Below are 25,166 nucleotides of genomic sequence, written 5' to 3'. Positions count from 1 at the left end.
AATCAAAAATGGTTGACACTTCATTCGACAAAAATGTTATTTTTTATATTTTTTTAATGTTTTTTTGTATTTTTTCGCATTTTACTATTCTATATTTTTCTTTTTATTTCAGTTTTAATTTTATTACTTTTAAATTTCTTACTTATTTTTATTAAATACAACATTTTTATTTACATTATCTGATTTTAAAATTTATATTCTGTTTTTTTGCGATTATTCAATTTGCACAACTTTTAATTCTTCTTTTCTTATAATGCCATATTTTTCTCTTCGTTTCCACAAGATTAAGAATAGTCAAAAAAAGACCATTGGAACATCGTCCAACAGCCTTTATATTTTTTATCTTCTTTTCTCCCAATCCACGAACATCATAATAAATCCGATAAACAAAATCCCCGAACATATCACTATCGCCTTTTCCCGCAGCACCTCAACGAATACATTTCCCAGTATTGCCCCAAGAACAAAGCATAGAATCACTCCGTAATAGAGAAAACCTTTTTTTAATTTTTTCTTTTCTTTTGTGTGCCAATACTCACACATATTTTGTGTAGCACTTCTCAAATTACCGATACACATTGTTGTCGCAATTCCGTTTCCGTGTATTTTGCGAAAACTTTCCACCTGTATCCCGCAGGCAAAGGAAGTCAGGCTGTTAGCAGGAAGATTATATTCCTGCGGGATAAAACATACCCCCACCAGCACAAACGCCTCGATTAAGATAGAAATCTGTCTCCAATGCAGAAGACTTTTTTCTTTTAACTTGAGCCGAATCATATCCGAAAGGGCTATCCCCACAACAAACGCCACAACGGGAACGGCATATCTCAGGGCGACGCTCCAGTTTTTTTCCGACAGATGAATACCGAGCAACAAAATATTCCCTGTCTGCGCATTTGCGAACACTTTCCCTCTGCACATATAGGAATAAGCGTCCATAAATCCTCCGGCAATGGCGAGAACCACGCCCAGTCTGATTGATTCCGACATCTGCTTTTTCATTTTTACACTTCCTTCTTCACTACTGTCCCAGTTTCTCTACCTCCATATTTTGCGGAAGTAAAATACTTAACAAAATAGAAACGACAAATACGATGGCTACGCAGTTTCCACCAAAAATATCTCTCACAATCTGAGGGAAAATTCTCCAAATATCCGCCTCGCTCGCTGTCGTAAAACCAATTCCAATAGCGAGGGAAATTGCGGTAATAATTACATTTCTCTGTGAAAATCCTGCTCTCGCAAGCATCTGCACACCACTTACCATGATAGTACCAAACATCATAATTGTACAGCCACCCAAAACAGATTCAGGCAGTGAAGAGAAAAAGTTTGCAATCGGCGGGAAAAATCCTGCAAGAATCATGCAGAGCGCTCCCATCATAATCGTAAATCTGTTGACTACTTTTGTCATTGCAACAAGTCCTACGTTCTGACTGAAAGACGTAATCGGCGGACAGCCAAAAAGTCCTGTCACTGAACTTAGGAAACCGTCACAGGCAAGTGAACCTGAGATTTCCTTTTCCGTTACTTCTCTTCCAAGACCTGTCGCCACTACTGCCGATGTGTCCCCGATTGTTTCCGCAGCAGATACCATAAATATAATAAATACCGCTATAATAGCATTCAGATTAAATTCAGGCGTCACCGGAAGTATTCTCGGAATCGCAACCATTCCTCCGTCAAAAACTCCCGATAAATCTACAACACCGAGGGCGAGCGATAAAATATATCCGACTGCCAGTCCAAATAAAACTGACAGTTGTTTCCAAAATGATTTTGCAACAATGTTAAACAGCAGACAGGCAACTAATGTCACTGTTCCTATCAGAAGATTTTTTGCCGAACCAAAGTCTTCCGTGTACCCTCCCCCAAAAGAGCGTACTCCTACAGATAAAAGAGAATAACCAATGGTTGTCACGACAATTCCGGCAACAAGAGGAGTAATGATTTTTCTCCAATATTTTGCAAGAAGTCCCAACGTTCCTTCCAAAATACCGCCCACAATAACTGAGCCTACCACTGTCGCATATCCGTATTCCGTACCAATGTAAGATAACAAAGTAACAAAAGTAAAACTGACTCCCATTACGATAGGAAGCCTTGCTCCCACTCTGCCGAGGGGATATAACTGAATCAGCGTCGCAATTCCCGCCATAAACATGGCATTCTGTAATAAAAGCGCCTGTTGTTTCTCACTCACTCCCGACGCTGCCGCAATCAATATAATCGGCGTTAAGTTTGCCACAAACATAGCCAAAATGTGCTGTAAACCAAACGGAATGGCTTTCGCAACGGGAACACGCCCGTCCAATTTATAAATATTTTCCACACAGACTTCTTTTTTCTGTTGTTCTTTCATCTGTTTCCTCCCTTTAAAAAGAGCCAAGTGAATCACTTGGCCCTGTTTTTTATTCCTCTATTGTTTCAAATTCCTCTGTCAATTCTTCTACATTATCTGCAAGATTAGAATCTTCAAAGTCTTCTGCGTCATCAAACTCGATTTCCTGTTTCTTTCCTGTGTCTAATGTTACGTCACGGTATTTTCTCATACCCGTACCTGCCGGAATCAGTTTACCGATAATAACATTTTCCTTCAGACCAATCAGTGGATCGACTTTACCTTTGATTGCTGCTTCCGTAAGAACTTTTGTTGTCTCCTGGAAAGAAGCGGCTGACAGGAATGAGTTAGTTGCAAGAGAAGCTTTTGTGATACCGAGCATAACAGGTTCTCCTGTTGCCGGCTCTTTACCTTCTGCAATTAATTGTTCATTCACATCATCAAAATCAAGTACATCTACCATTGTTCCCGGTAAGAATTCAGAATCTCCGTTTTCTTCAATACGGATTTTCTTCAGCATCTGACGAACAACGACTTCGATATGTTTATCATTGATTTCTACACCCTGAAGACGATATACTCTCTGCACTTCCTGAATCATGTAATCCTGTACTGCGCGTAAACCTTTAATCTTCAGAATATCGTGAGGATTTACACTACCTTCCGTCAGTTCATCACCTGCTCCCAATACTGCTCCGTCCTGAATTTTAATTCTTGAACCGTAAGGGATTAAATATGCTTTTGATTCACCTGTCTCATTGTTTGTAACAATAATCTCACGTTTTTTCTTTGTATCATTAATTGTGGCAGTTCCGCCGAACTCTGTAATAATTGCAAGTCCTTTTGGCTTTCTTGCCTCGAAAAGTTCTTCGACACGAGGAAGACCCTGTGTAATATCTCCACCGGCTACACCACCTGTATGGAATGTACGCATGGTCAACTGTGTACCCGGTTCACCGATAGACTGTGCGGCAATGATACCAACAGCCTCACCAACCTGAACAGGTTCTCCTGTTGCCATGTTTGCACCATAACATTTTGCACAAACACCGATGTGTGATTTACAAGTTAAGATTGTACGGATTTTTACTTCTGTAATCGGACCGCCGTCTTTGTTTACACCGTATTTCATAACCTGTTCGGCACGTTTTGGTGTAACCATGTGGTTTGCTTTTACAATAATGTTTCCGTCTTTATCATAAATCGTCTCACATACATAACGTCCTGTGATACGTTCCTGTAAACTCTCAATCTCTTCGTTCCCGTCCATGAATGCTTTTACATACATACCCGGAATTTCTGCACCTTTTTCCACACAGTCAACTTCACGGATAATCAAATCCTGTGATACGTCAACAAGACGTCTTGTTAAGTATCCTGAATCGGCTGTACGAAGAGCAGTATCGGAAAGACCTTTTCTTGCACCGTGGGCAGACATGAAGTATTCCAATACGTCAAGACCTTCACGGAAGTTTGATTTGATAGGAAGTTCGATTGTACGACCTGTTGTATCAGCCATCAAACCACGCATACCTGCCAACTGCTTAATCTGTTTGTCAGAACCACGGGCTCCCGAGTCAGCCATCATAAAGATATTGTTGTATTTATCCAAACCGTCTAACAGCGCTTTTGTCAGGGCATCGTCAGTGTTTTTCCATGTTTCTACAACCTCTTTATAACGTTCTTCCTCTGTGATCAAACCACGTTTGAAGTTCTTTGTAATTCTGTCTACAGTATCCTGTGCGTTCTGGATAAGTTCCGGTTTCTGAGGCGGCACGGTCATCTCGGAAATAGATACCGTCATCGCTGCTCTTGTGGAATATTTATATCCTGTCGCTTTAATTTTATCTAATACTTCCGCTGTCACTGTTGCACCGTGTGTATTGATAACTTTTTCAAGAATCTGTTTGTTCTGTTTCTTTCCTACAAGGAAGTCAACTTCCAATAACAATTCATTTCCCGGAATGCTTCTGTCAACGAATCCTAAGTCCTGTGGAATGATTTCGTTAAATAAGAAACGTCCCAATGTAGATTCTACGTTACCTGTCAATGTTCTTCCGTCAGGAAGTTTCTTCGTCACGCGGACAGTGATGCGTGAATGAAGTGTGATAACTTCGTTTTCATACGCTAAAATTGCTTCATTTAAGTTCTTGAAAAATTTACCTTCCCCTTTTACTCCCGGTCTCTCCTGAGTTAAGTAGTAAATACCAAGTACCATATCCTGTGAAGGAACGGCTACCGGACCACCGTCAGAAGGTTTCAAAAGGTTGTTTGGTGATAATAACAGAAAACGACACTCAGCCTGCGCTTCTACGGAAAGAGGAAGATGGACAGCCATCTGGTCACCGTCGAAGTCAGCGTTGTATGCAGTACATACAAGCGGGTGAAGTTTGATTGCTTTACCTTCTACAAGAATCGGCTCAAATGCCTGAATACCAAGTCTGTGAAGAGTAGGGGCACGGTTCAGCATAACCGGGTGCTCTTTGATAACGTCTTCTAATACGTCCCAAACTTCTGTCTGAAGTCTCTCAACCATTTTCTTGGCATTTTTAATGTTGTGTGCCGTTCCATTTGCCACAAGTTCTTTCATAACGAAAGGTTTGAATAACTCAATAGCCATTTCTTTTGGAAGACCACACTGGTAAATCTTAAGTTCCGGTCCTACTACGATAACGGAACGTCCTGAATAGTCAACACGTTTTCCAAGTAAGTTCTGACGGAAACGTCCTGATTTACCTTTTAACATATCTGATAAGGATTTTAACGCTCTGTTACCAGGTCCTGTTACCGGACGTCCGCGTCTTCCGTTATCAATCAAGGCATCTACTGCTTCCTGCAACATTCTCTTCTCATTGCGAACGATAATGTCCGGTGCGCCTAATTCTAAAAGTCTTTTCAGACGGTTATTTCTGTTAATAATTCTTCTGTATAAATCATTTAAGTCAGATGTGGCAAAACGTCCACCGTCCAACTGTACCATCGGACGTAAATCCGGTGGGATAACCGGAATTGCATTCAGAATCATCCATTCCGGTTTGTTTCCTGACTCACGGAATGCCTCAACAACTTCCAGACGTTTTACGATTCTTGCACGTTTCTGTCCTGTTGCTCCTTTTAATCCGCCCTGCAATTCATTGTATTCTTTATCTAAATCAATTTCCTGTAACAATTCCTGAATGGATTCAGCGCCCATACCTACACGGAAAGCGCTTCCCCATTTTTCTCTTGCTTCCTGATATTCCTGCTCAGATAATACCTGTTTATACTGTAAATCTGTTTCACCTTTATCTAATACAATGTAAGATGCGAAGTACAATACTTTTTCCAATGTTCTTGGAGAAATATCAAGGATTAAGCCCATACGGCTTGGGATTCCTTTGAAGTACCAGATATGTGATACCGGAGCGGCAAGGTCGATATGACCCATACGCTCACGGCGAACACTTGCTTTTGTTACTTCTACTCCACAACGGTCGCAGACAACCCCTTTATAGCGGATTTTCTTATATTTTCCACAGTGGCATTCCCAGTCCTTGCTTGGTCCGAAAATTCTCTCGCAGAAAAGACCGTCTTTTTCCGGTTTCAATGTTCTATAGTTAATTGTTTCCGGTTTTGTTACTTCACCTCTTGACCATTCTAAAATCTTCTCAGGTGATGCCAAACCAATCTTAATAGCATCAAAAGTCATTGGCTGGTATGTTGCTTCATTATTTGTTGCTGACATATAGGCACTCCCTTCTATTCTTCGTCAAGAATTTCATCAAATTCGATATCTTCAGGTTCTTCTTCAATATCTATCAACTCGTCGCCTTCAAATTCTTTCTGGCTAAAGCCGTGTTCTCCGTAAGATTCATCTTCCGGAGCATAAGTTCTATCTCCCTCAATAATTGAGTGTAAATCGGTTTCACCGTAATCTATTGTCTCCATAATTTCTACTTCTGTATTGTCGTCACGAAGTACTCTCACATCAAGTCCGAGTGACTGTAACTCTTTCAGAAGTACCTTGAAGGATTCAGGGATACCCGGTTCAGGAATATTTTCACCTTTGATGATTGCTTCGTATGTCTTCACACGTCCGACAACATCATCGGATTTCACTGTCAGGATTTCCTGTAATGTGTAAGATGCACCATAAGCCTCCAATGCCCAAACTTCCATCTCACCGAATCTCTGTCCACCGAACTGCGCTTTACCACCGAGCGGCTGCTGAGTTACCAATGAGTAAGGACCTGTTGAACGTGCATGGATCTTGTCATCAACTAAGTGATGCAGTTTCAGGTAGTGCATGTGTCCGATAGTTACAGGGCTGTCAAAATATTCTCCCGTTCTACCGTCACGGAGTCTTACTTTACCGTCTCTTGAAAGAGGAACACCTTTCCATAATTTTCTATGTTCTCTGTTCTCTGACAGATATTCCAAAACTTCCGGTAATAATTCTTCTTTATGTTTTGCTTCAAACTCTTCCCACTCTAAGTTGACATAGTCATTTGCCAGGTCGAGTGTATCCATAATGTCAACCTCGTTTGCACCGTCAAATACAGGTGTTGCAATATTAAATCCTAATGCTTTTGCAGCAAGACTTAAGTGGATTTCAAGCACCTGTCCGATGTTCATACGTGAAGGCACACCAAGTGGGTTCAATACGATGTCCAAAGGACGACCGTTTGGCAGGAACGGCATATCTTCTACAGGTAATACACGGGAAACAACACCCTTGTTACCGTGACGTCCGGCCATCTTATCTCCTACGGAAATCTTTCTCTTCTGTGCAATGTAAATGCGAACTGCCTGATTTACACCAGGTGATAATTCGTCACCGTTTTCTCTTGTAAATACTTTCGCATCTACAACGATACCGTACTCTCCGTGTGGCACTTTCAGTGAAGTATCTCTTACTTCTCTCGCCTTCTCGCCGAAGATTGCACGAAGTAATCTTTCCTCTGCCGTCAGTTCCGTCTCTCCCTTAGGAGTTACTTTACCGACTAAAATATCACCTGCGCGAACTTCAGCACCGATACGGATAATACCTCTGTCGTCAAGGTCTTTCAACGCATCGTCACCGACACCCGGAATATCTCTTGTGATTTCTTCAGGTCCGAGTTTTGTATCACGCGCTTCTGCTTCATATTCTTCAATGTGGATTGATGTATATACATCGTCCTGTACTAATCTTTCGCTTAATAAAACGGCATCTTCGTAGTTGTAACCTTCCCATGTCATAAATCCGATCAATGGGTTTTTACCAAGTGCCATTTCACCGTTTGATGTAGAAGGTCCGTCTGCGATTACCTGACCTGCTTCCACTCTCTCACCTTTGACAACGATCGGTCTCTGATTGTAGCAGTTACTCTGGTTACTGCGAAGGAATTTTGTTAATTTATATGTTTTTCTTGTTCCGTCATCGTGTTTAACAGTAATTTCTTTTGATGTAGAACGGTCTACCACACCTGCCTGTTCGGCAACGATACAAACCCCTGAATCGACAGCGGCTTTTGTCTCCATACCTGTTCCGACAACCGGCGCTTCCGTCATAAGAAGAGGTACTGCCTGACGCTGCATGTTTGAACCCATAAGCGCACGAGTCGGGTCATCGTTTTCAAGGAAAGGAATCAGCGCAGTCGCTACGGAGAATACCATCTTAGGTGATACGTCCATGTAGTCAAATGCTGTTTTTTCGTATTCCTGTGTCTCTTCACGATAACGACCTGATACATTCTTGTGAATGAAGTGTCCTTCTGCATCAAGAGGCTCATTCGCCTGCGCTACATGATAGTTATCTTCCTCATCTGCCGTCATATAAACAACTTCTTCTGTTACAACAGGGTTTTTCGGATCTGTTTTATCAATCTTACGGTATGGCGCTTCCACAAATCCGTACTCATTAATTCTTGCGTAGCAGGCAAGAGAGTTGATCAATCCGATGTTAGGACCTTCAGGAGTCTCGATCGGACACATTCTTCCATAGTGTGAGTAGTGAACGTCTCGAACCTCGAATCCGGCTCTGTCTCGTGAAAGACCACCAGGTCCAAGTGCTGATAAACGTCTCTTATGTGTCAACTCACCAAGTGGGTTGTTCTGATCCATAAACTGTGACAACTGAGAAGAACCGAAGAATTCTTTCACCGCTGCCGTTACCGGTTTAATGTTAATGAGTGATTGAGGAGAAATTCCTTCCAAATCCTGAGTTGTCATTCTCTCACGAACAACTCTTTCCAATCTGGACAAACCAATTCTGTACTGGTTCTGTAATAATTCACCAACCGCACGGATACGTCTGTTTCCTAAGTGGTCAATATCATCATCTGTTCCGATACCATATTCCAAGTGGATATTGTAGTTGATTGACGCTAAAATATCTTCTTTTGTAATATGTTTCGGAATCAGTTCGTGAATATTTCTGCGGATTTCTTCTTTTAATTCGTCAATGTCGCCGCCTGTCTCTTCTAAGAGGTCTGCCAATACAGGATAGTATACTAATTCTGCAATTCCCAATTCTTTCGCATCTACATCTACTACGCTCTCTAAATCTACCATCATGTTAGAAAGAATTTTGATGTTGCGTTCTTCGCCTTTCACCCATACAAATGGAACGGCTCCGTTCTGAATTGCTTCCGCTAACTCTCTTGTGATTACCTGGCCTTCTTCCACAATCACTTCGCCTGTAATTGCACTCACAATATCCTCTGCTGCGACCTGACCCGTAATACGGTTTTTCAACGCTAATTTCTTATTGAATTTATAACGGCCTACTTTCGCTAAATCGTAGCGTCTTGCATCAAAGAACATGCTTGTAATTAAACTTTCCGCACTGTCCACCGCAAGAGGCTCGCCCGGACGAATCTTCTTATATAACTCCAAAAGACCTTCCTGATAACTCTCTGCCGTATCTTTTCCAAAACTTGCCAAAATCTTAGGTTCTTCACCGAACAAATCTAAGATTTCCGCATTTGTACCAAATCCCAATGCACGAATCAGCACTGTAATCGGTACTTTTCTCGTTCTATCTACACGTACATAGAAAACGTCATTGGAGTCTGTTTCATATTCTAACCACGCTCCACGGTTTGGAATTACTGTGGAAGAATATAATTCTTTCCCAATCTTATCATGAGCAATCGCATAGTAAATTCCCGGTGAACGCACTAACTGACTTACGATAACACGTTCTGCTCCGTTGATAACGAATGTACCTGTCTTTGTCATCAGCGGTAAATCTCCCATGAAAATCTCATGCTCGTTAATCTCATCTGTTTCTTTATTATAAAGTCTTACTTTCACCTTAAGCGGTGCCGCATATGTTGCATCACGTTCTTTGCATTCCTCAATTGTGTACTTTACATCATCTTCGCATAATGTAAAATCAACAAATTCCAGACTTAAGTGACCGCTGTAATCAGCAATCGGAGAAATATCTTCAAATACTTCTTTTAATCCGGCATCAAGAAACCATTGATATGAATCTTTCTGAACTTCGATTAAGTTAGGCATCTGAAGCACTTCTTTTTGTCTAGAATAGCTCATGCGAGAACTTTTTCCATTTGTGATGGGACGAATTCTGTTTTTCTCCATTGACGTTTCACTCCTTGTATATTTATTTGGCTCTCATGTTATTTTCCTCGTAATATACAATGAAAAACGGCTTTTCTGCCGATTTCCATCGCATTATGTGGGCATGATTTTCCACAATAGTGCATTTTTAACTGTATCATACGGTTTCGGGCTTGTCAAGAGGTTTTTTTACAACTATAAAAAAGTTTGCAAAATAAGACGGCCGGTATATAACCCGACCGCCTTTTATTTTATCTGTCTTTTCTTCTTCTCTTAACGAAAATACCGCCGATGCCTGCTGCCGCTGCTGCGAATAATGCACCCCAAAGAGCGATTGGGGCTGTATCTCCAGTCTTCGCTGCTCCGTGTGATCCGCCTGCGCCCGAACCGTTTCCATTTCCACTTCCGTTTCCGTCATCTGTCGGCGGAATTGGAGGCTGCGGATCAGGATCAGTCGGTTTGTCAGGTTCTTTTACATCGTCCATTGCAGCACGCAATGTCTTGATTTGCTCAGCAATCTGTTCTTTCGTTGCTTCCTTATATAAATCTTTCGCTTTTGCAATCTCGTCTTGAAGTGTCTTCCATGCGTCCTCTTTATAATCGTCCTTGTCAAGTTTCTCTGCCTCAGACACTAAAGTCTTCAATTCAGAAATATCTACAAGTACTTTTTTTACATTTTCTTTGCTAAGGCTTTCGATAGCCTTTTCCACTTCATTCTTTGTTGCGCCCGCTTTTTTAAGAACGTCTTCCGCTGCTTTTACAAGCGCTTCATATTCTTCATAAGATTTTGCCGTATAGTTTACTTCATCGTAGTTCAAATCAGCAATTGCTTTTCTCAATGCACTGATGTCAACAAGCGCATCTTTTTCTTTGTTGATTTTGTCAACAAGATTTGTAATATCTTCTCCGGTTGCGTCCGGATTGTTTAACATTTCTTTTGCATCATCAATCAAATCTTTGTATGCATTCCAACTGCCTTCTGTATAACAGTTTTCTTCTTTTTGTTTCTCGGCAAGTTCTTCATACTCTTTGATTGCATCAATCAGGCTCTTTCTGTTTTCATCTAATGGAATCAGTTTTGCAAATGCGTCTTTCAAAGATTCCATCATTTCATTTACCTGATCTTTCGTTGCATTGTCATCATTTGCAAGTGTAAGCGCCTCTTCCACAACTTTTTGAAGTGCGTCATAACTGTCTTTTACATAGAGGTTGGCATCTAATTTTTTATACTCTTCTGCTTTTGCACATAACTCTGCCACATTTGCAAGTGCAGATTTTGCTTCGTTCAATGCCAATACCGCTTTGTCAACTTCGTCCTGTTTTGCACTTTCTTTCTCAAGAACCGCTTTTCCGCTTTCATATGCTGTTGTGTAGTCAGCGAAAGTCTTTTTAGAGTAGTCCGCACTGTTTTCTGCAATTTTTTCGTATTCCTGAATTGCTTTTTCCAATTCCGTGAAAACGACTTCATTGACAAGTTTTGCGTCTGCCCATACTGCATGGTCATTTCCGTCTGAACCGTTTGTCTCTGCGATAAGAGAAACTGTTTTTGCTCCTCTGATGGCCACATTTACAGGAACAGATGTCTTGAATTTAACAGCGTCTTTGCGGAACACTTCTTTTCCGTCCACTTTGACAACAAAGTTTACTTCTCCGTTGCCGCCCTGCTCTTTTCCAATACCCGCAACTGCCTTAAACATTGTTGCGTCCAGTCCCTCTACGTTCACGGTTACTTCTGAAGGCGCATGAGAACCCACACCTTTGTCAAATTTAGTTGCTTTACCGTCAACCCATACACCGAGTTCACCGCCACAAGTACATGTATCACGCATATTTGCGCTGTATCCTGCTTTATCAACCGTCCAGTTCATATCGCTGATGTACATTTGGTCTACAAGTTCAAAGTTAATTGTGTAAACTTTTTCAATTCCGTATCCTGAAGTTGCACGGATTGTCGCTACAGGTTTTTCCAATGTAGGCTGTGTAATCTCAACTTTTACGTCTTCTGCGTTTTTCACAACATCTACTTTAGGAAGTTTCACATCTTCTTTATTAAAGAGTTGATGTGTATATTCTGTCTTAGATACTTCAAATCCTTCTAATGCTTTTCCGTCTAAAGTAATGTTTTTAACAGGCATTGTAGAATTCACATCAAGTTTGCTGTTTTCCATTCTTTCTTTTACAAATGCGTTTGCATCTGCCGCTGCTTTTGTAATCGGTGTAATTCTGAATGTCTGTGTATATGTCTGGCCTTTCTGCAAAATGTACTGTCCTAAAGGTCCAGGACCGCAACTTGCATTTCCAAGTCCTCTCTGTGCCGTACCTACGCTCAGAACAACATCTTTTGTCTTAGGAACCTGATATGGGTGTCCAAAATCATTCCATACTTTGTGAATGTCTTCTGAAGTATAGTGCAATGCACTCATGTTCATTGTATCTTCTGCGGCAACCATAATACCTTTGCCGTTTTCACCTTTTGTCAGTGTAGCCCATCTTACGTCACTTCTGTTGCCGTTTTCCTGCGGTCTTACATATTTGTCTTCAAACATGTTTTCAACAGTATCTTTGTAAATGCTTACTCTTGCTCCGATCTTTCTGTCCACATAGTTTTCCTGTGGTCCTCTTCCGTAATAAGTAACATTTTCATATCCTTCCGGCACAACCATTCTCATACCTACCTGAGCAATATCGCCTATCGCACTGCTGTTTGAAGGAGTGAAACTGTTTGTCACAACAATATCTCCGTTAGCATAAATCTGATAGTCGATTACATTCGGAGAATCAATGCCTTCAATTGTTCCTTCCACATGAACATTGACTACTTTATCCTTTGTTTCAACTTTACAGTCTGTTACTTTGAAGTTTGCCGCTGCATTTTTCATTGCATCTGTAAAGTTAGGGTCATTGCTTATTCTTGCTCTCCAGTAGTCCGGTTTCGGTCCGTCTTTCAACAGAACCTCGTCGTTTACCGTATAGTTTGTGATGTATCCCGTTGTCTTGTCGATTGTTACAGAGAATTTATCTCCGTCTTTTTCACTTCCGCTAAGAACAAGGTTTTTCTCACCGTCTTCTACTTTAATGTTATCTGCATCTTCCACATCGATGGTAGGACGTGCCGTTTCGTTTTCATAAGAAAGCTGTAACTGCTCGAATGCAATCTCGCTTCCCTTCTTTCCGCCGTATGCTCCTGCCCAATCCTGATTTTCTTTTAGTGTTGCGTTAAATTCCAAAATATAGTCAGAGCCTTCCACCGCTTTAATTTCAGGGAAATCTTTTAATTCGATAACTTTCTCTGCTCCGGCTTCGACGTCTTTCTCTTCGTCAGAGAGTGTGCCTTCTTTTACAATACCGTTATCTTTCAATAACTTCCATGTAATATCATATTTCTTTAAGTTTGTATTTAAAAATTCATTTACAATACGAACTTTTCCGTCTTTTGCTTCTCCATCATCATAGAAAGAAATTTCCTGATGTACTTTCTTTACTTCGTACAACTCAGGTGAAGGAGTTCTGTCCGCATTCATCAGACCGTTACAGCAGAAATCTCTGTCTGTTACTTTCTCGCCCCAGTCTCCGCCATATCCGAAGAAAGTAGTTCCTTCCGGATAGTCAGTTCCCTCTGCGACAATCTGATCATCTTTGAAGTCCATAGAATATACAACTTCACTGTCTTTCGGCTGATAATCCGGATTTGGATTTGCCACGTTTAAAACGCGAACGCCGTCAATCAGACCGTTAAACTGTCTTCCTGAATATTCAGGGTCTTCTCCGATACCGATTTTAAATGGTTCGGTATCTACTTTTTCTCCCTTGGTAACATCTTTTTCACCAATTTTTGTGCCGTCTACATATAAGGTATATTTTCCATTCTCGTATGTTCCGGCAACGTATGTCCACTTGCCAATCTTATCTTTCGGGAATGGCGCTGTCAGTGTTCCTGCGCTCCAGCCGTCAACGAAAAATTCAATTTTGTCATCTGCTCTCGTAATCTTCAAATTATAACCGGAGTCGCCTTTGGCTATAATCGCCTGATCACTTCCTGTTCCGCCGTTGTATTTTACCCATGCACCCAGTGTGATTGCTTTGCTGTTCGCTGATTTATTCGGAACAAGTACATAGCCGTCAAGCGCTTTGTCTTTCTGTCCGTCTGTCAATGTTCCTTTAATTGCAGATTTCGTTCCATCATCATTTTTTACATAGTAGTCTGTCTTGTTGACTGCATTTGTCAAAATAGACTGGTCCATCCAATCCCAAATAAATCCGCCCTGTGCGTTGTCATATTTTCTGAATACGTCCCAGTATTCTTTGAAGTTACCAAGTCCGTTTCCCATGGAATGTGCGTACTCAGATTGAATGTACGGCGCTTTGTTATTTGTATTTGTAACATGTCCTTCCACAGAAGATACACCCCAGTACTGTGAAGAGTAGATATCTACCATAGAATTTTCACGGTCGCCTTTTGTATAACGGTTATCACGTTCATATTTTCTCAGTCTGGACGGGTCTCTCTTTAAAATCCATTTTGTTGAATTATTGAAACAATAGTTTTCGTCCATTGTGTGGTCTTTATATGTGGATTCGTTTCCAAGTGACCAGATTACAACTGAAGCATGGTTTTTATCACGCTCTACCATGTTTATTGTTCTGTCCATGACAGACGCATTCCATACCGGTGCACCAGACGGTATATCCGCACCGTTTTCAAAAGAACCCTTGTGGGATTCAATGTTCGCCTCATCACACATCATCAGTCCGAGTTCATCTGCCAGCGCATAAGTATACGGGTGATTCGGATAATGCGAAGTACGGATTGCATTTACGTTAAACTGTTTCATCGTCATTAAGTCTGTGCGAATGTCCTCTTTTGTAAGTGCACGTCCGTCCACGTTATCTGTCTCGTGACGGTTTGTTCCTCGGAACATAATTTTCTTGCCGTTAATCTGTGCCTGTTCCTGTCCTTCTTCGTTGATGTCCACCTTGTCGATTTCACGGAAACCAACTCTCTGACATGTAGTTTCAATTACTTTTCCGTCTTCATCTACAAGTTGAATTAAGAGACGGTATAAATTAGGTGTATCTGCAAACCATTTCTTTGGATTTACCACTTCTTTAGAACCGGAACCTCTCTGGCCTTTATCGTCAGCGCTTTCCTCAACTGTCGCTTTTCCCGCTTTTACATCCACATCGAAAGAAAGTGGAGAATCCCAAACTTTCTTATCACTGTCCATCTCGTACAAATCTGCCTTAACGGTATATTTACCCGAAACATTTTTATCGAGACTTCTAATATCAGCGTCCAATGTCAATGTTGCATTTTCATAGTTCTCATCAAGGTCTGTCTTTACAAAGTAATCACGGATTTCTACTTTGTCTTTAGAATATAAATACACATCTCTGAAAATACCGCTCAGACGAATGAAGTCCTGATTTTCAAGATAACTTCCCGTTGACCAGCGGTATACTTCCACTGCGATTGTGTTTTCTCCCTCTTTCAGGTAATCTGTGATGTTAAATTCATCTGCCGTATAACTGTCCTCGGCATATCCCACTCTCTCTCCATTTACATAGAGATAGAATGCGGATTCCACACCCTGGAAGGATACGAAAACTTCACGTCCGTCCCAATCTGCCGGAATCTCAAATGTTCTTTTGTACTGTCCGACACTGTTTTTCACTGTCGGCGCAACAGGTTTGTTCTTTCCGTTTGTGTTATATTCAACTTTCTCATAGTTTGCCCACGGATATGTTTGGTTTACATAAATTGGTTTGTCGTATTTAAAATTGCCTTTCTCATCTTTTTGAGTCTGGATATTGCTTGGAACCTGAATCTTATCCCAGCCTTCCGTGTTCCAATCTTCCTTATAATTCTTTGCGTCTTCCCCTCTCTTTGTATTTAACCTGTCGGCAGGTTTCTCCGCATACTTAAAGTTCCATTCACCGTTCAGTGTCTTGTACCACTTAGAACCTGTCTCGTCTACATTGTCCAAGGCAGATTTTTCATTTTTCAAAGCCTTCTCTGCAGATTCATAAGGTGTAAATGTCGCTCTTGCGGCTTCACGGTTGACTTCCACCGTTTCAATTTGGTCGTACCACTCTTCACCTGCAAATTGCTTATACGCTGCTTTTGCCTCTAATTCCAGTCCGTCCATACCAAGCACCGGAGTAACAACTAACGCGCCTGACAAAAGTAATGACACGAGCCGATTCCTTTTCTTCATTTCCTTCTCCTCCTTTTTGTTAATAATGTACACTTTTTCAAACCAAACACAGACCTTTTTAGTAATTCTAATACTTTTCCTTGAAAATTTCTATAGTATTATGAAATTTTTATAATAAATTTCATGATTTTAAATTTTTTTCCGTTTTTTTCGACAAAAAAACAGAGTTACAACACTTGTAACTCCGTTTTTGTCTATCACTCTATTCCTTTAGTATAAATGACATGCCACAAAATGATTTGGTCTTACCTCTTTCAACTCCGGCGATGTCGTTCTGCAGGCTTCTGTCGCTTTCGGACAACGTCCGGCAAACGGACAGCCTGGTTTAGGGTTGATTGGACTCGGTACGTCCCCCGATAAAAGTTTTCTTTCTTTTAAAGATTCTTTTTCAGGATCCGGTATCGGTACCGCGTCCAATAACGCCTGACTATATGGGTGCAACGTGTGCTCGTAGATTTCATCACTATCCGCGAGTTCCACGAGGTTGCCTAAATACATAACGGCAATTCTGTCCGAAATATATTTTACAATGTTCAGGTCGTGGGCAATAAACATATATGTAAACCCATGTTCTTCCTGAAGATTTTTTAACAAGTTAATAATCTGGCTCTGAATAGAAACATCGAGAGCGGAAATCGGTTCATCACAAACGATAAATTCCGGCTCAACTGCCAAAGCACGGGCGATACCGATACGCTGTCTCTGTCCGCCTGAGAATTCGTGAGGAAAACGGTTTGCGTGTTCTCTGTTAAGCCCTACTGTTTCAAGTAATTCGTATACACGCTCACGACGTTTCTCTTTGTCATACATATTGTGAATTTCCATACCTTCTTCAATGATACTTCCCACCGTCATACGAGGATTCAATGAAGCATATGGGTCCTGGAAAATAATCTGTGCTTTTTTGGAATATTCATAACGGTCCTTTGTCTTCTTTAAGTTTACTTCCTCACCGTTATAAGTAATCTTTCCTGAAGTAGCATTATATATCCCCATTACCGTACGTCCAAGTGTAGATTTTCCACAACCTGATTCACCTACGACACCGAGTGTTTCTCCTTTATAAATATCCATGTTTACGTTGTTTACCGCAACCAATGTCTGTTTACGTCCCACATGGAAATGTTTTGATACGTTTTCTAGTGTGATTAATTTCTCCATTGCTAATTTTCCTCCTTTTTACCTGGAAAATCCGGGTGCAGACGCCAGCATGAAGCCTTGTGTCCTTCGCCTACTTCAAATACAGGAGGCTGATTTTTCTTACAAATCTTCATACATTTTTCACAACGGCTTGCAAACGCACAACCCTGTGGCGGAGCATATAAATCCGGTGGTGTTCCCGGAATGGAAACAAGTTGCTCATCTTTCTTTGTATCTACCGTAGGAAGACTCTTTAACAACGCTTCTGTATATGGGTGAGCATAGCGATAGAAAATATCACTTACCGTTCCCTCTTCCACTACTTTACCTGCATACATAACAGACACTCTGTCAGCCAGATTTGCCACAACCCCCAAGTCATGTGTGATGAGGATAACCGCTGTCTTCGTCTCTTTTCCTAACTCTGCAAGCAATTTCATAATCTGAGCCTGAATTGTTACGTCCAACGCTGTCGTAGGCTCATCGGCAATAAGTAACTTTGGTTTGCAGGCCAAAGCCATCGCTATCATGGCACGCTGACGCATACCACCTGAGAACTCATGCGGATACTGGTTTACACGTTCTTCCGCATTCGGAATCTGTACCATGTTAAGCAGTTTGATTGCTTCCGCTTTTTCTTCTTCTCTTGAAATCTTTTTATGTTTTTTTAACGTTTCCGTCAACTGTTTTCCAACTTTCATCGTCGGATTCAGACATGTCATCGGATCCTGGAAAATCATACTGACTAACTGTCCGCGAATTTCCTGCATTTCTTTTTCACTCATTGCGACAATATCTTTTCCGCATAAGTCGATGCTTCCCTCTTTAATTCTTGCAGGAGGCATAGGATTTAATTTCATAATTGTCTGTGCAGTTACACTTTTACCGCAACCACTTTCCCCTACGACTGCCAGCACTTCCCCTTCATCTACATGAAGGGAAACGCCTCTGACTGCATGAACTTCACCTGCATATGTATCAAAGGAAACATGCAAATCTTCTATATTTAAAATACGTTCCATTTCTAGTTACCTCCTTAATTTAGGGTCGAATGCATCTCTTAACTGGTCACCCAGCAAGTTGAAAGAAAGCATTGTAATACAGATGAATACCGCTGGTACAACCAAAAGACTCGGATACATCTGGAATGTCAAAATACCATCGTTTGCCATAATTCCCCATGAAGCCTTCGGCGGTGCAATACCAAGACCTAACATAGACAGGAAGGCTTCCGTAAAGATAACTGAAGGAATATCCAATGTAATGTTTACGATAATAACACTTAAAATGTTCGGCACTAAATGTTTAGAAATAATTCTTGCCGGTTTCGCTCCCATTGATTTGGCAGCAATAACAAATTCCTGTTCTCCGAGACTGACTACCTGCCCACGAACAAGCCTTGCCATACCGGTCCACCCCGTCAGAGAGTAGGCAACAATAATCGTTCCAATTCCTCGAGGTAATACCGTCATCAAAAGAATAACGATAATCAAATATGGAATACCACTGATAATCTCCACAATACGCATCATCACGTTATCAATTGCTCCTCCGAAGTAACCGGAAATACCACCATAAATAACACCGATGAAACAGTCGATCAATGCTACAACAATAGCAACTGTCAGGGAAACTCTCGCCCCCATCCACGCACGTACAAATACGTCACGTCCAAGTGCATCTGTTCCGAAAATGTGCATCTGGCCTGTTACAGGGTCTTCGCTCATCATTGGCTGATTTGCGAACGCAACGTTCTGTGATGAATAATCAAACGGACTAATCATTGGGATAAAAATAGCCCCAAGTAATAATAGTATCAAAAGGATAAGACAGACAACTGCCACCTTACTTTTCTTCACACGGTTAAACGCGTCTTTCCAAAAACTAACAGATGGACGTGCAATGGATTCCATACTCGTTGCATCTGCCCCAATATGTTCAAATGCTTCTGCGGGAATTGTTCCGCTTACATCATATGCTTTTCTCGGCATCTGTGCTACTTCCAATGCCTTTTCTTTTTTCAATCTCATTGTACTACTCCTTTCCACCAGTTAATTTTACTCTCGGGTCAATGAAACCGTAAATTAAGTCTACGACAAGGTTTGCCAAAATTAAGAATGAACCATAGAAAATCGTAGTACCGGCAATAACCGGGTAGTTATTTGTCTGCACACACTGTACAAAGTATTTTCCAAGACCTGGAATGGCAAAAATATTTTCTGCAACGAACGCACCTGTTAAAACTGCTGCAACCAATGGTCCCATTACCGTGATGACAGGCATGATTGCATTACGAACTGCATGTTTCCAAATAATCGCTCTCTGGCTTAACCCTTTTGCTTTTGCCGTTTTAATATAATCTGAATTTAATACATCAAGCATACTTGTACGCATCAGACGGCTTATGGTCGCCATCGAACCGAACGCCAGCGCGAAAGCCGGAAGGATTTTAGCATTTGCCGATTCCCAACCCATGATTGCGAACACTTCCACACCTGTTGCCTGATATAATTTTAATCCTAAGAAATACTGTAATATTGAACCGATAATAAATGACGGAACTGACACACCTACAAGTGCAAAGAACATTGAAGCGCTGTCCCAAACCGTTCCTCTTTTTACTGCTGCAACTACTCCAAGTAAAATACCGAGAATAAATGCAAAAATCAAAGCACGCATACCAAGTTCAAACGATACAGGGAATGCCTGTGCAATAATATCCGTAACCTGACGTCCGTCAGGAAGAGAAACTCCTAAGTCTCCTTTAAATACATTTCCTAAGTAAATAAAAAACTGAACAATTACCGGTTTATCCAAACCATACTTTTCAAATAACGCTGCTTTTGTTACTTCCGGAATCGCCTTTCCACCTGAGAACGGGTCCCCCGGTAACATATGCATCAATGTAAATGTGAATCCAATCAGAACAATAACTGTAATGAACGAATATACAATTCTTTTTAATATAAATTTAACCCGATTCGACACCTGATTCATCTCCTTATCTTTTTCTTATTGCTTATGTAAGGTACAAAGTATTTTCCTGTACCTTTCTATTGCCGTTCTTTGTACTTTACATAAGCAACAGGAAGAACTCTCATTGTTCTTCATGTCACTTTGATAACCGCCATAAGTGTACAGGTACGGCTTTTTCGGAATAAAGAGGAGTTGTTCGGAACAACTCCCTCTTTTTTCCTATCCTATATTCACTTCCGTAAGATTATTTAATCTTAGCACCATCTGTAAAGTCGAATTCCTGGAATCCTGTACGAGTCATTCCTTCAAGTTTATCAGATACTGCATATGTTACTGACTGGAAGTATAATGGGAAGATTGCTGCGTCTTCCTGGCATACTAATTTTTCTGCTGTCATTAACATTTCCTGACGTTTTACTTTATCAACTTCTTTAGTTGCATCTGCGATTAATTTATCATATTCAGGATTTGAATATTTACCGTAGTTGTTACCATTTCCTGTTGCAAACATATCTAAGTATGTCATTGGGTCGTTGTAGTCCGGTGACCAACCTGCGAAAACAATATCAAATTCACCTGCGTCCATTGCTGATAATTTTGCTTTGAATGGCATTGGTGTGATTTCTACCTGAATTCCTAATGCTTTTTTCCACTGTTCCTGATAGAATGCTGCTTCTTTCTGTGCTCCTGCACTGTCTTCTGTTAAGAATGAAATCTTGAACTGATCTGCTGTCATTCCGATTTCTTTTAATCCTTCGTCGAATAACTGTTTTGCTTTTTCTGTATTGTATTCTGTGATGTCACCAAGTGTCTTAGCGTAACTGTTTCCATCTGCACCTGCGATAGATGTTGGTACGATACCTGTTGCAGGTTCAGCACCTGTTTTGATTACGTTCTTGCAAAGAGATTCTGTATCGATTGCCATTCCAAGTGCCTGACGGATTTTTGCATTGCTTAATTCTTTTTTCTTTGTGTTGAACTGGAAGTACCAGTTGCTGTTATCAACATATGTTGTTAAGTTCATGCCTTCTTTTTTAGCCTGTTCCATTTGTTCTCCAGTGATGTTGATACTGTCAATCTGACCTGCTTTAAATGCGTTCATACGAGCATTTGAATCTTTTAACATTAAGTATTTAACTTTTGGAATGCTTACTTCTGACGCATTGTAGTGGTCTTCATTTTTTGCTAATGTTACATGATCGTCATGTACCCATTCTTCTATTTTGTAAGCACCGTTTGTAACGACTTTATCTGCATCTTTTGCGTATTTGTCAGCACCGATTTCTTCGTATGCTTTCTGGTTCAAAGGATAGAAAGATGAGAATGAGAATAAGTGTAATGCATATGGGATTGGGTTAACAAATGTTACTTCCAATGTGTAATCATCTAATGCTTTTACTCCTAATTCTGAAGGATCTTTCTTACCGTCAAATACGTCCTGACCATTCAATAAGTTCTGATATACGATGAATCCGTATACTGAACCGGTTTCTTTTTTAGAAATTGTCTGATATGCGAATACGAAGTCGTGTGCTGTTACAGGTTCTCCGTTAGACCATTTCGCATCTTTTCTGATTTTCATTGTGTAAGTTTTTCCGTCTTCACTTACCTTTGTATCTTCTGCAAGGTCAGGTACCGGTTTATCATCTTTGTCAAGTTTGTATAAACCTGAGATAACCATTCTTAAGATGTTTCCTGAAGGTACATCAGATGTTTTAATAGAGTTTAACTCTGCCGGTTCTGTTCTTAAGTCAACAGTTACCATATCTTTGTCTTTTGTTCCAGGAAAACTTCCTGCTGTCTTGGAGTCTCCCCCTTTGTTTCCACCGCCACAGGCAACAACTGAGAGTGCCATTGCACCTGCGAGGCATAATGCTACAAGTTTTTTCATTTTCATAATTTTCTCCTCCTTTTTTCCTTTACCTCTTTAAAGTGGCATTATAGTAGAACTTCAACGAGAAGTCAAGTGAAATCGCGAAAGTTTTTTATTTTTTTACCACTTTGTGAACTACAATGTATTTTTATTCATTTTTAATGTATTTTATAACACAGTATATGATAAGTCAATAGTTCACATTCATATTTATAAAATCAATCAGAAAGACCTACTCAGGAGTGAAAATTCGCTTTTATTTTTTCACGCACAAAAAAGACGCCTGAGAAATAATTTTCTCAAGCGCCTCTTTAAGACAGAAATTATTTTAAGTTAACTTCTGCTCCTTCAGCTTCTAATTTTGTTTTGATTTCTTCAGCTTCTGCTTTAGTAACACCTTCTTTAAGTACTTTTGGTGCTCCGTCTACAACTTCTTTAGCTTCTTTTAATCCAAGTCCTGTGATTTCACGAACAACTTTGATTACTTTAACTTTAGAAGCACCTGCAGATACTAATTCAACGTCAAATTCGTCTTTTTCTTCTGCTGCGCCTGCTGCATCTCCACCTGCTGCTGCAACTACTACACCTGCTGCTGCAGATACACCGAATTCTTCTTCACATGCTTTTACTAATTCATTTAATTCTAATACTGATAATTCTTTGATTGCTTCAATCATTTCAGCTGTTGTTAATTTTGCCATTTGATTTTCCTCCACTAATTCTTATTTTCTTTAAAATTTTTGATTACTCCTCAACCGGAGCCTCTGCTGCTTCTTCAGCCGGAGTTTCTACTGCCTCTCCGTCCTGTTCAGCGATTTGTTTAATAACACGAGCAAAGTTTGTAATTGGTGACTGGATACTTCCAAGTAATTTTGAAAGTAATTCTTCTCTTGAAGGGATCTTTGATAATTCCTGAATACCGGCAACATCATAAACCGCTCCTTCAACAACCCCACCTTTTACTTCTAACGCTTTAGCGTCTTTTGCAAATTTGCAAAGAATTCTTGCCGGCGCTGTTGCATCGTCTTTAGAAATTGCTAAAGCACTTGGTCCTTCTAAGTATTCTTCAAGACCTGCAAATTCAGTTCCTTCAAAAGCTCTTTTCATCATTGTGTTTTTGCAAACTTTGTAGATAACACCTGCTTCTCTCAACTGTTTACGTAATTCTGTATCTTCTGCTACAGTTAAACCACGATAGTCAACTAATACTGCTGACTGAGCACCTGCGATGTCTTCTGCGATTGCCTGTACGATTGGTTGTTTTAATTCAACTTTTGCCACGAATGGTGCACCTCCTTATAGATTTTGTTTGCACCGCCGATAATAAAAAAATCTCTTCGTCCTCAGACAAAGAGATTGCGTAAATTCAATGTTAGAATTCATATCTCCTCGGTAGGCGTTCTCAACTTATGCCTTACGGCACCTACTGTCTTCGGCAGTTACTATAATAATTTAACATATTTTTTTACCAATGTCAACCACTGAAGATAATTTTCTTGACTTTATTTTCGCTTTATATTACACTTGAACATATTTTCAGAGAAAGTATGTTTCTTAAGTGAATATCCCCCTTTATCATGCTATCGCTCTGGATAACAAAAATTAAGGAGGACAATATGATGTTAAATCAATTTTTATCAAGTCTGAATGACTTTCTTTACAGTTACATTTTAATTTTTCTGCTTGTCATAGCAGGTCTTTATTTTTCTTTTCGTACAAAATTTGTACAATTCCGATTATTCAAAGATGCTCTTCACGCTCTTAAGGAAAAATCGGAAAACAGTGGAAGTAAAAAGTCTGTATCGTCTTTTCAGGCACTTATGATTTCCACCGCCTCCCGCGTCGGAACAGGGAATATTGCCGGAATCGCAACCGCTATTGTCGCGGGAGGTCCGGGCGCCGTATTCTGGATGTGGGTTATGGCACTCATCGGCGGAGCGTCCGCATTTGTGGAAAGCACGCTGGCACAGGTTTATAAGGTAAAAGACGGCAAAGATTTCCGAGGCGGCCCTTCTTATTACATCGAACAGGCGCTGGGAAAACGATGGCTGGGCGTATTATTTTCCATACTGCTTATCGCATGTTTTGCCTACGGGTTCAACGGCCTGCAGACATACAACATGTCTTCTGCTTTAGAGTATTACATTCCAAATTACAACGAAAGCATTTTGCCCGCAGTTGTCGGATTGGTAATCGCTCTTGCCACTGCCTTTGTTATTTTCGGCGGGGTACACCGCATCAGTTTTATCACTTCCGTTGTCGTGCCGATCATGGCAGGAATTTATATTCTTATGGGAATTGTGATTACACTGATGAATTTTAATCAGATTCCGGAAATGTTCTCTCAGATTTTGGAAGGTGCATTTAATTTCAAGGCAATTTTCGGGGGATTTGCCGGAAGTACCATTCTAATCGGGATTAAACGGGGACTTTTCTCAAACGAGGCCGGTATGGGAAGCGCTCCAAACGCCTCTGCCACCGCATCGGTTTCACACCCTGTAAAACAGGGAATGGTGCAGGTTATTTCCGTGTTCATCGACACACTTCTAATCTGTACGACAACCGCTTTCATTTTACTTCTCGCAAATGTTGAGGGAGCAGCGGGGAAATTAGACGGCATTCCTTATGTGCAGGCGGCTCTTCAGGCAAATGTAGGGGAAATCGGTATACACTTTATTACCTTTTCCATTTTCGCTTTTGCATTTACAAGTTTGATTGGAAATTATTATTACGCAGAATCAAATATTCTTTTTATTAAAGACAACAAAATTTTGTTAAACCTTTTCCGTGTATCCTGCTTAGTTGCAATCTTTCTCGGTGCACAGGCGGACTTCGGCACTGTTTGGAATCTCGCAGATGTGCTGATGGGATTCATGGCAATTGAAAACATTCTCGTCATCTTTGTACTTGGCGGTATTTCCTTCAAAGTACTTGACGATTATATGCGACAGAAAAAACAGGGATTGAATCCGGTGTTTAAGGCTGAGAATATCGGGCTGAAGAATACGGATTGCTGGAAATAATGTGAAAAAACTGTGAAAGGGGACGTAGTAAAATGAGAGTATGAAACTTT

13 protein-coding genes and 1 other annotated feature are annotated in these 25,166 nt (G+C 40.6%); of the genes, 1 reads left to right on the top strand and 12 read right to left on the bottom strand.

Annotated elements, in window-relative coordinates; all coding sequences use genetic code 11:
* Positions 1 to 339 precede the first annotated feature (339 nt).
* The 12 genes from ACYQ35_RS07455 to rplJ all read right to left on the bottom strand — a co-directional run bounded on the left by ACYQ35_RS07455 (position 340) and on the right by rplJ (position 23,374).
* Positions 340 to 1,002, bottom strand: coding sequence for a YoaK family protein (locus ACYQ35_RS07455; RefSeq protein ID WP_009461601.1), 663 nt, complete (start codon positions 1,000 to 1,002; stop codon positions 340 to 342).
* Positions 1,003 to 1,021: 19 nt separating this feature from the next.
* Entirely contained in the window at positions 1,022 to 2,362 is a 1,341-nt protein-coding gene (locus ACYQ35_RS07450) for a uracil-xanthine permease family protein (RefSeq protein WP_009461602.1), read from the bottom strand.
* A 49-nt stretch (positions 2,363 to 2,411) separates the two neighbouring features.
* Positions 2,412 to 6,065 carry a DNA-directed RNA polymerase subunit beta' gene (rpoC, locus tag ACYQ35_RS07445; protein ID WP_009461603.1) on the bottom strand — a complete coding sequence of 1,218 codons (3,654 nt, stop codon included), beginning with the start codon at positions 6,063 to 6,065 and terminating at the stop codon, positions 2,412 to 2,414.
* A gap of 14 nt (positions 6,066 to 6,079) precedes the next feature.
* Entirely contained in the window at positions 6,080 to 9,910 is a 3,831-nt protein-coding gene (gene rpoB / locus ACYQ35_RS07440; RefSeq protein ID WP_009461604.1) for a DNA-directed RNA polymerase subunit beta, read from the bottom strand.
* Positions 9,911 to 10,140: 230 nt separating this feature from the next.
* Positions 10,141 to 16,104, bottom strand: a complete 5,964-nt coding sequence (locus ACYQ35_RS07435; protein WP_459831797.1) for a glycoside hydrolase family 2 TIM barrel-domain containing protein — start codon at positions 16,102 to 16,104, stop codon at positions 10,141 to 10,143.
* Positions 16,105 to 16,314: 210 nt separating this feature from the next.
* Positions 16,315 to 17,265, bottom strand: coding sequence for an ABC transporter ATP-binding protein (locus tag ACYQ35_RS07430; RefSeq protein ID WP_459831793.1), 951 nt, complete (start codon positions 17,263 to 17,265; stop codon positions 16,315 to 16,317).
* 2 nt (positions 17,266 to 17,267) lie between these two features.
* Positions 17,268 to 18,266: an ABC transporter ATP-binding protein gene (locus ACYQ35_RS07425; RefSeq protein ID WP_459831790.1), complete on the bottom strand. Its 999-nt coding sequence runs from the start codon at positions 18,264 to 18,266 to the stop codon at positions 17,268 to 17,270.
* A gap of 6 nt (positions 18,267 to 18,272) precedes the next feature.
* Positions 18,273 to 19,274 (bottom strand): ABC transporter permease, encoded by a 1,002-nt coding sequence (locus tag ACYQ35_RS07420; RefSeq protein ID WP_459831787.1) that lies wholly within the window; start codon positions 19,272 to 19,274, stop codon positions 18,273 to 18,275.
* Positions 19,275 to 19,278: 4 nt separating this feature from the next.
* A complete protein-coding gene (locus ACYQ35_RS07415; protein ID WP_459831784.1) occupies positions 19,279 to 20,241 on the bottom strand; it encodes an ABC transporter permease in 963 nt (320 codons plus the stop codon).
* Positions 20,242 to 20,464: 223 nt separating this feature from the next.
* Positions 20,465 to 22,117, bottom strand: coding sequence for a peptide ABC transporter substrate-binding protein (locus ACYQ35_RS07410; protein WP_459831780.1), 1,653 nt, complete (start codon positions 22,115 to 22,117; stop codon positions 20,465 to 20,467).
* A 299-nt stretch (positions 22,118 to 22,416) separates the two neighbouring features.
* The gene (rplL, locus tag ACYQ35_RS07405; protein ID WP_009461611.1) at positions 22,417 to 22,794 is read right to left on the bottom strand and encodes a 50S ribosomal protein L7/L12; all 378 of its coding nucleotides are present in this window, start codon (positions 22,792 to 22,794) and stop codon (positions 22,417 to 22,419) included.
* Positions 22,795 to 22,837: 43 nt separating this feature from the next.
* Positions 22,838 to 23,374, bottom strand: a complete 537-nt coding sequence (gene rplJ / locus ACYQ35_RS07400; protein WP_009461612.1) for a 50S ribosomal protein L10 — start codon at positions 23,372 to 23,374, stop codon at positions 22,838 to 22,840.
* Positions 23,375 to 23,410: 36 nt separating this feature from the next.
* Positions 23,411 to 23,547: a sequence feature (ribosomal protein L10 leader region), on the bottom strand.
* A 165-nt stretch (positions 23,548 to 23,712) separates the two neighbouring features.
* Here rplJ and ACYQ35_RS07395 point away from each other — a divergent pair.
* A complete protein-coding gene (locus tag ACYQ35_RS07395) occupies positions 23,713 to 25,116 on the top strand; it encodes an alanine/glycine:cation symporter family protein (protein ID WP_459831809.1) in 1,404 nt (467 codons plus the stop codon).
* The last annotated feature ends 50 nt before the right edge of the window (positions 25,117 to 25,166 follow it).

Source organism: Faecalimonas hominis (assembly GCF_054660755.1).
This window is presented reverse-complemented; position numbering and strand designations above follow the sequence as displayed.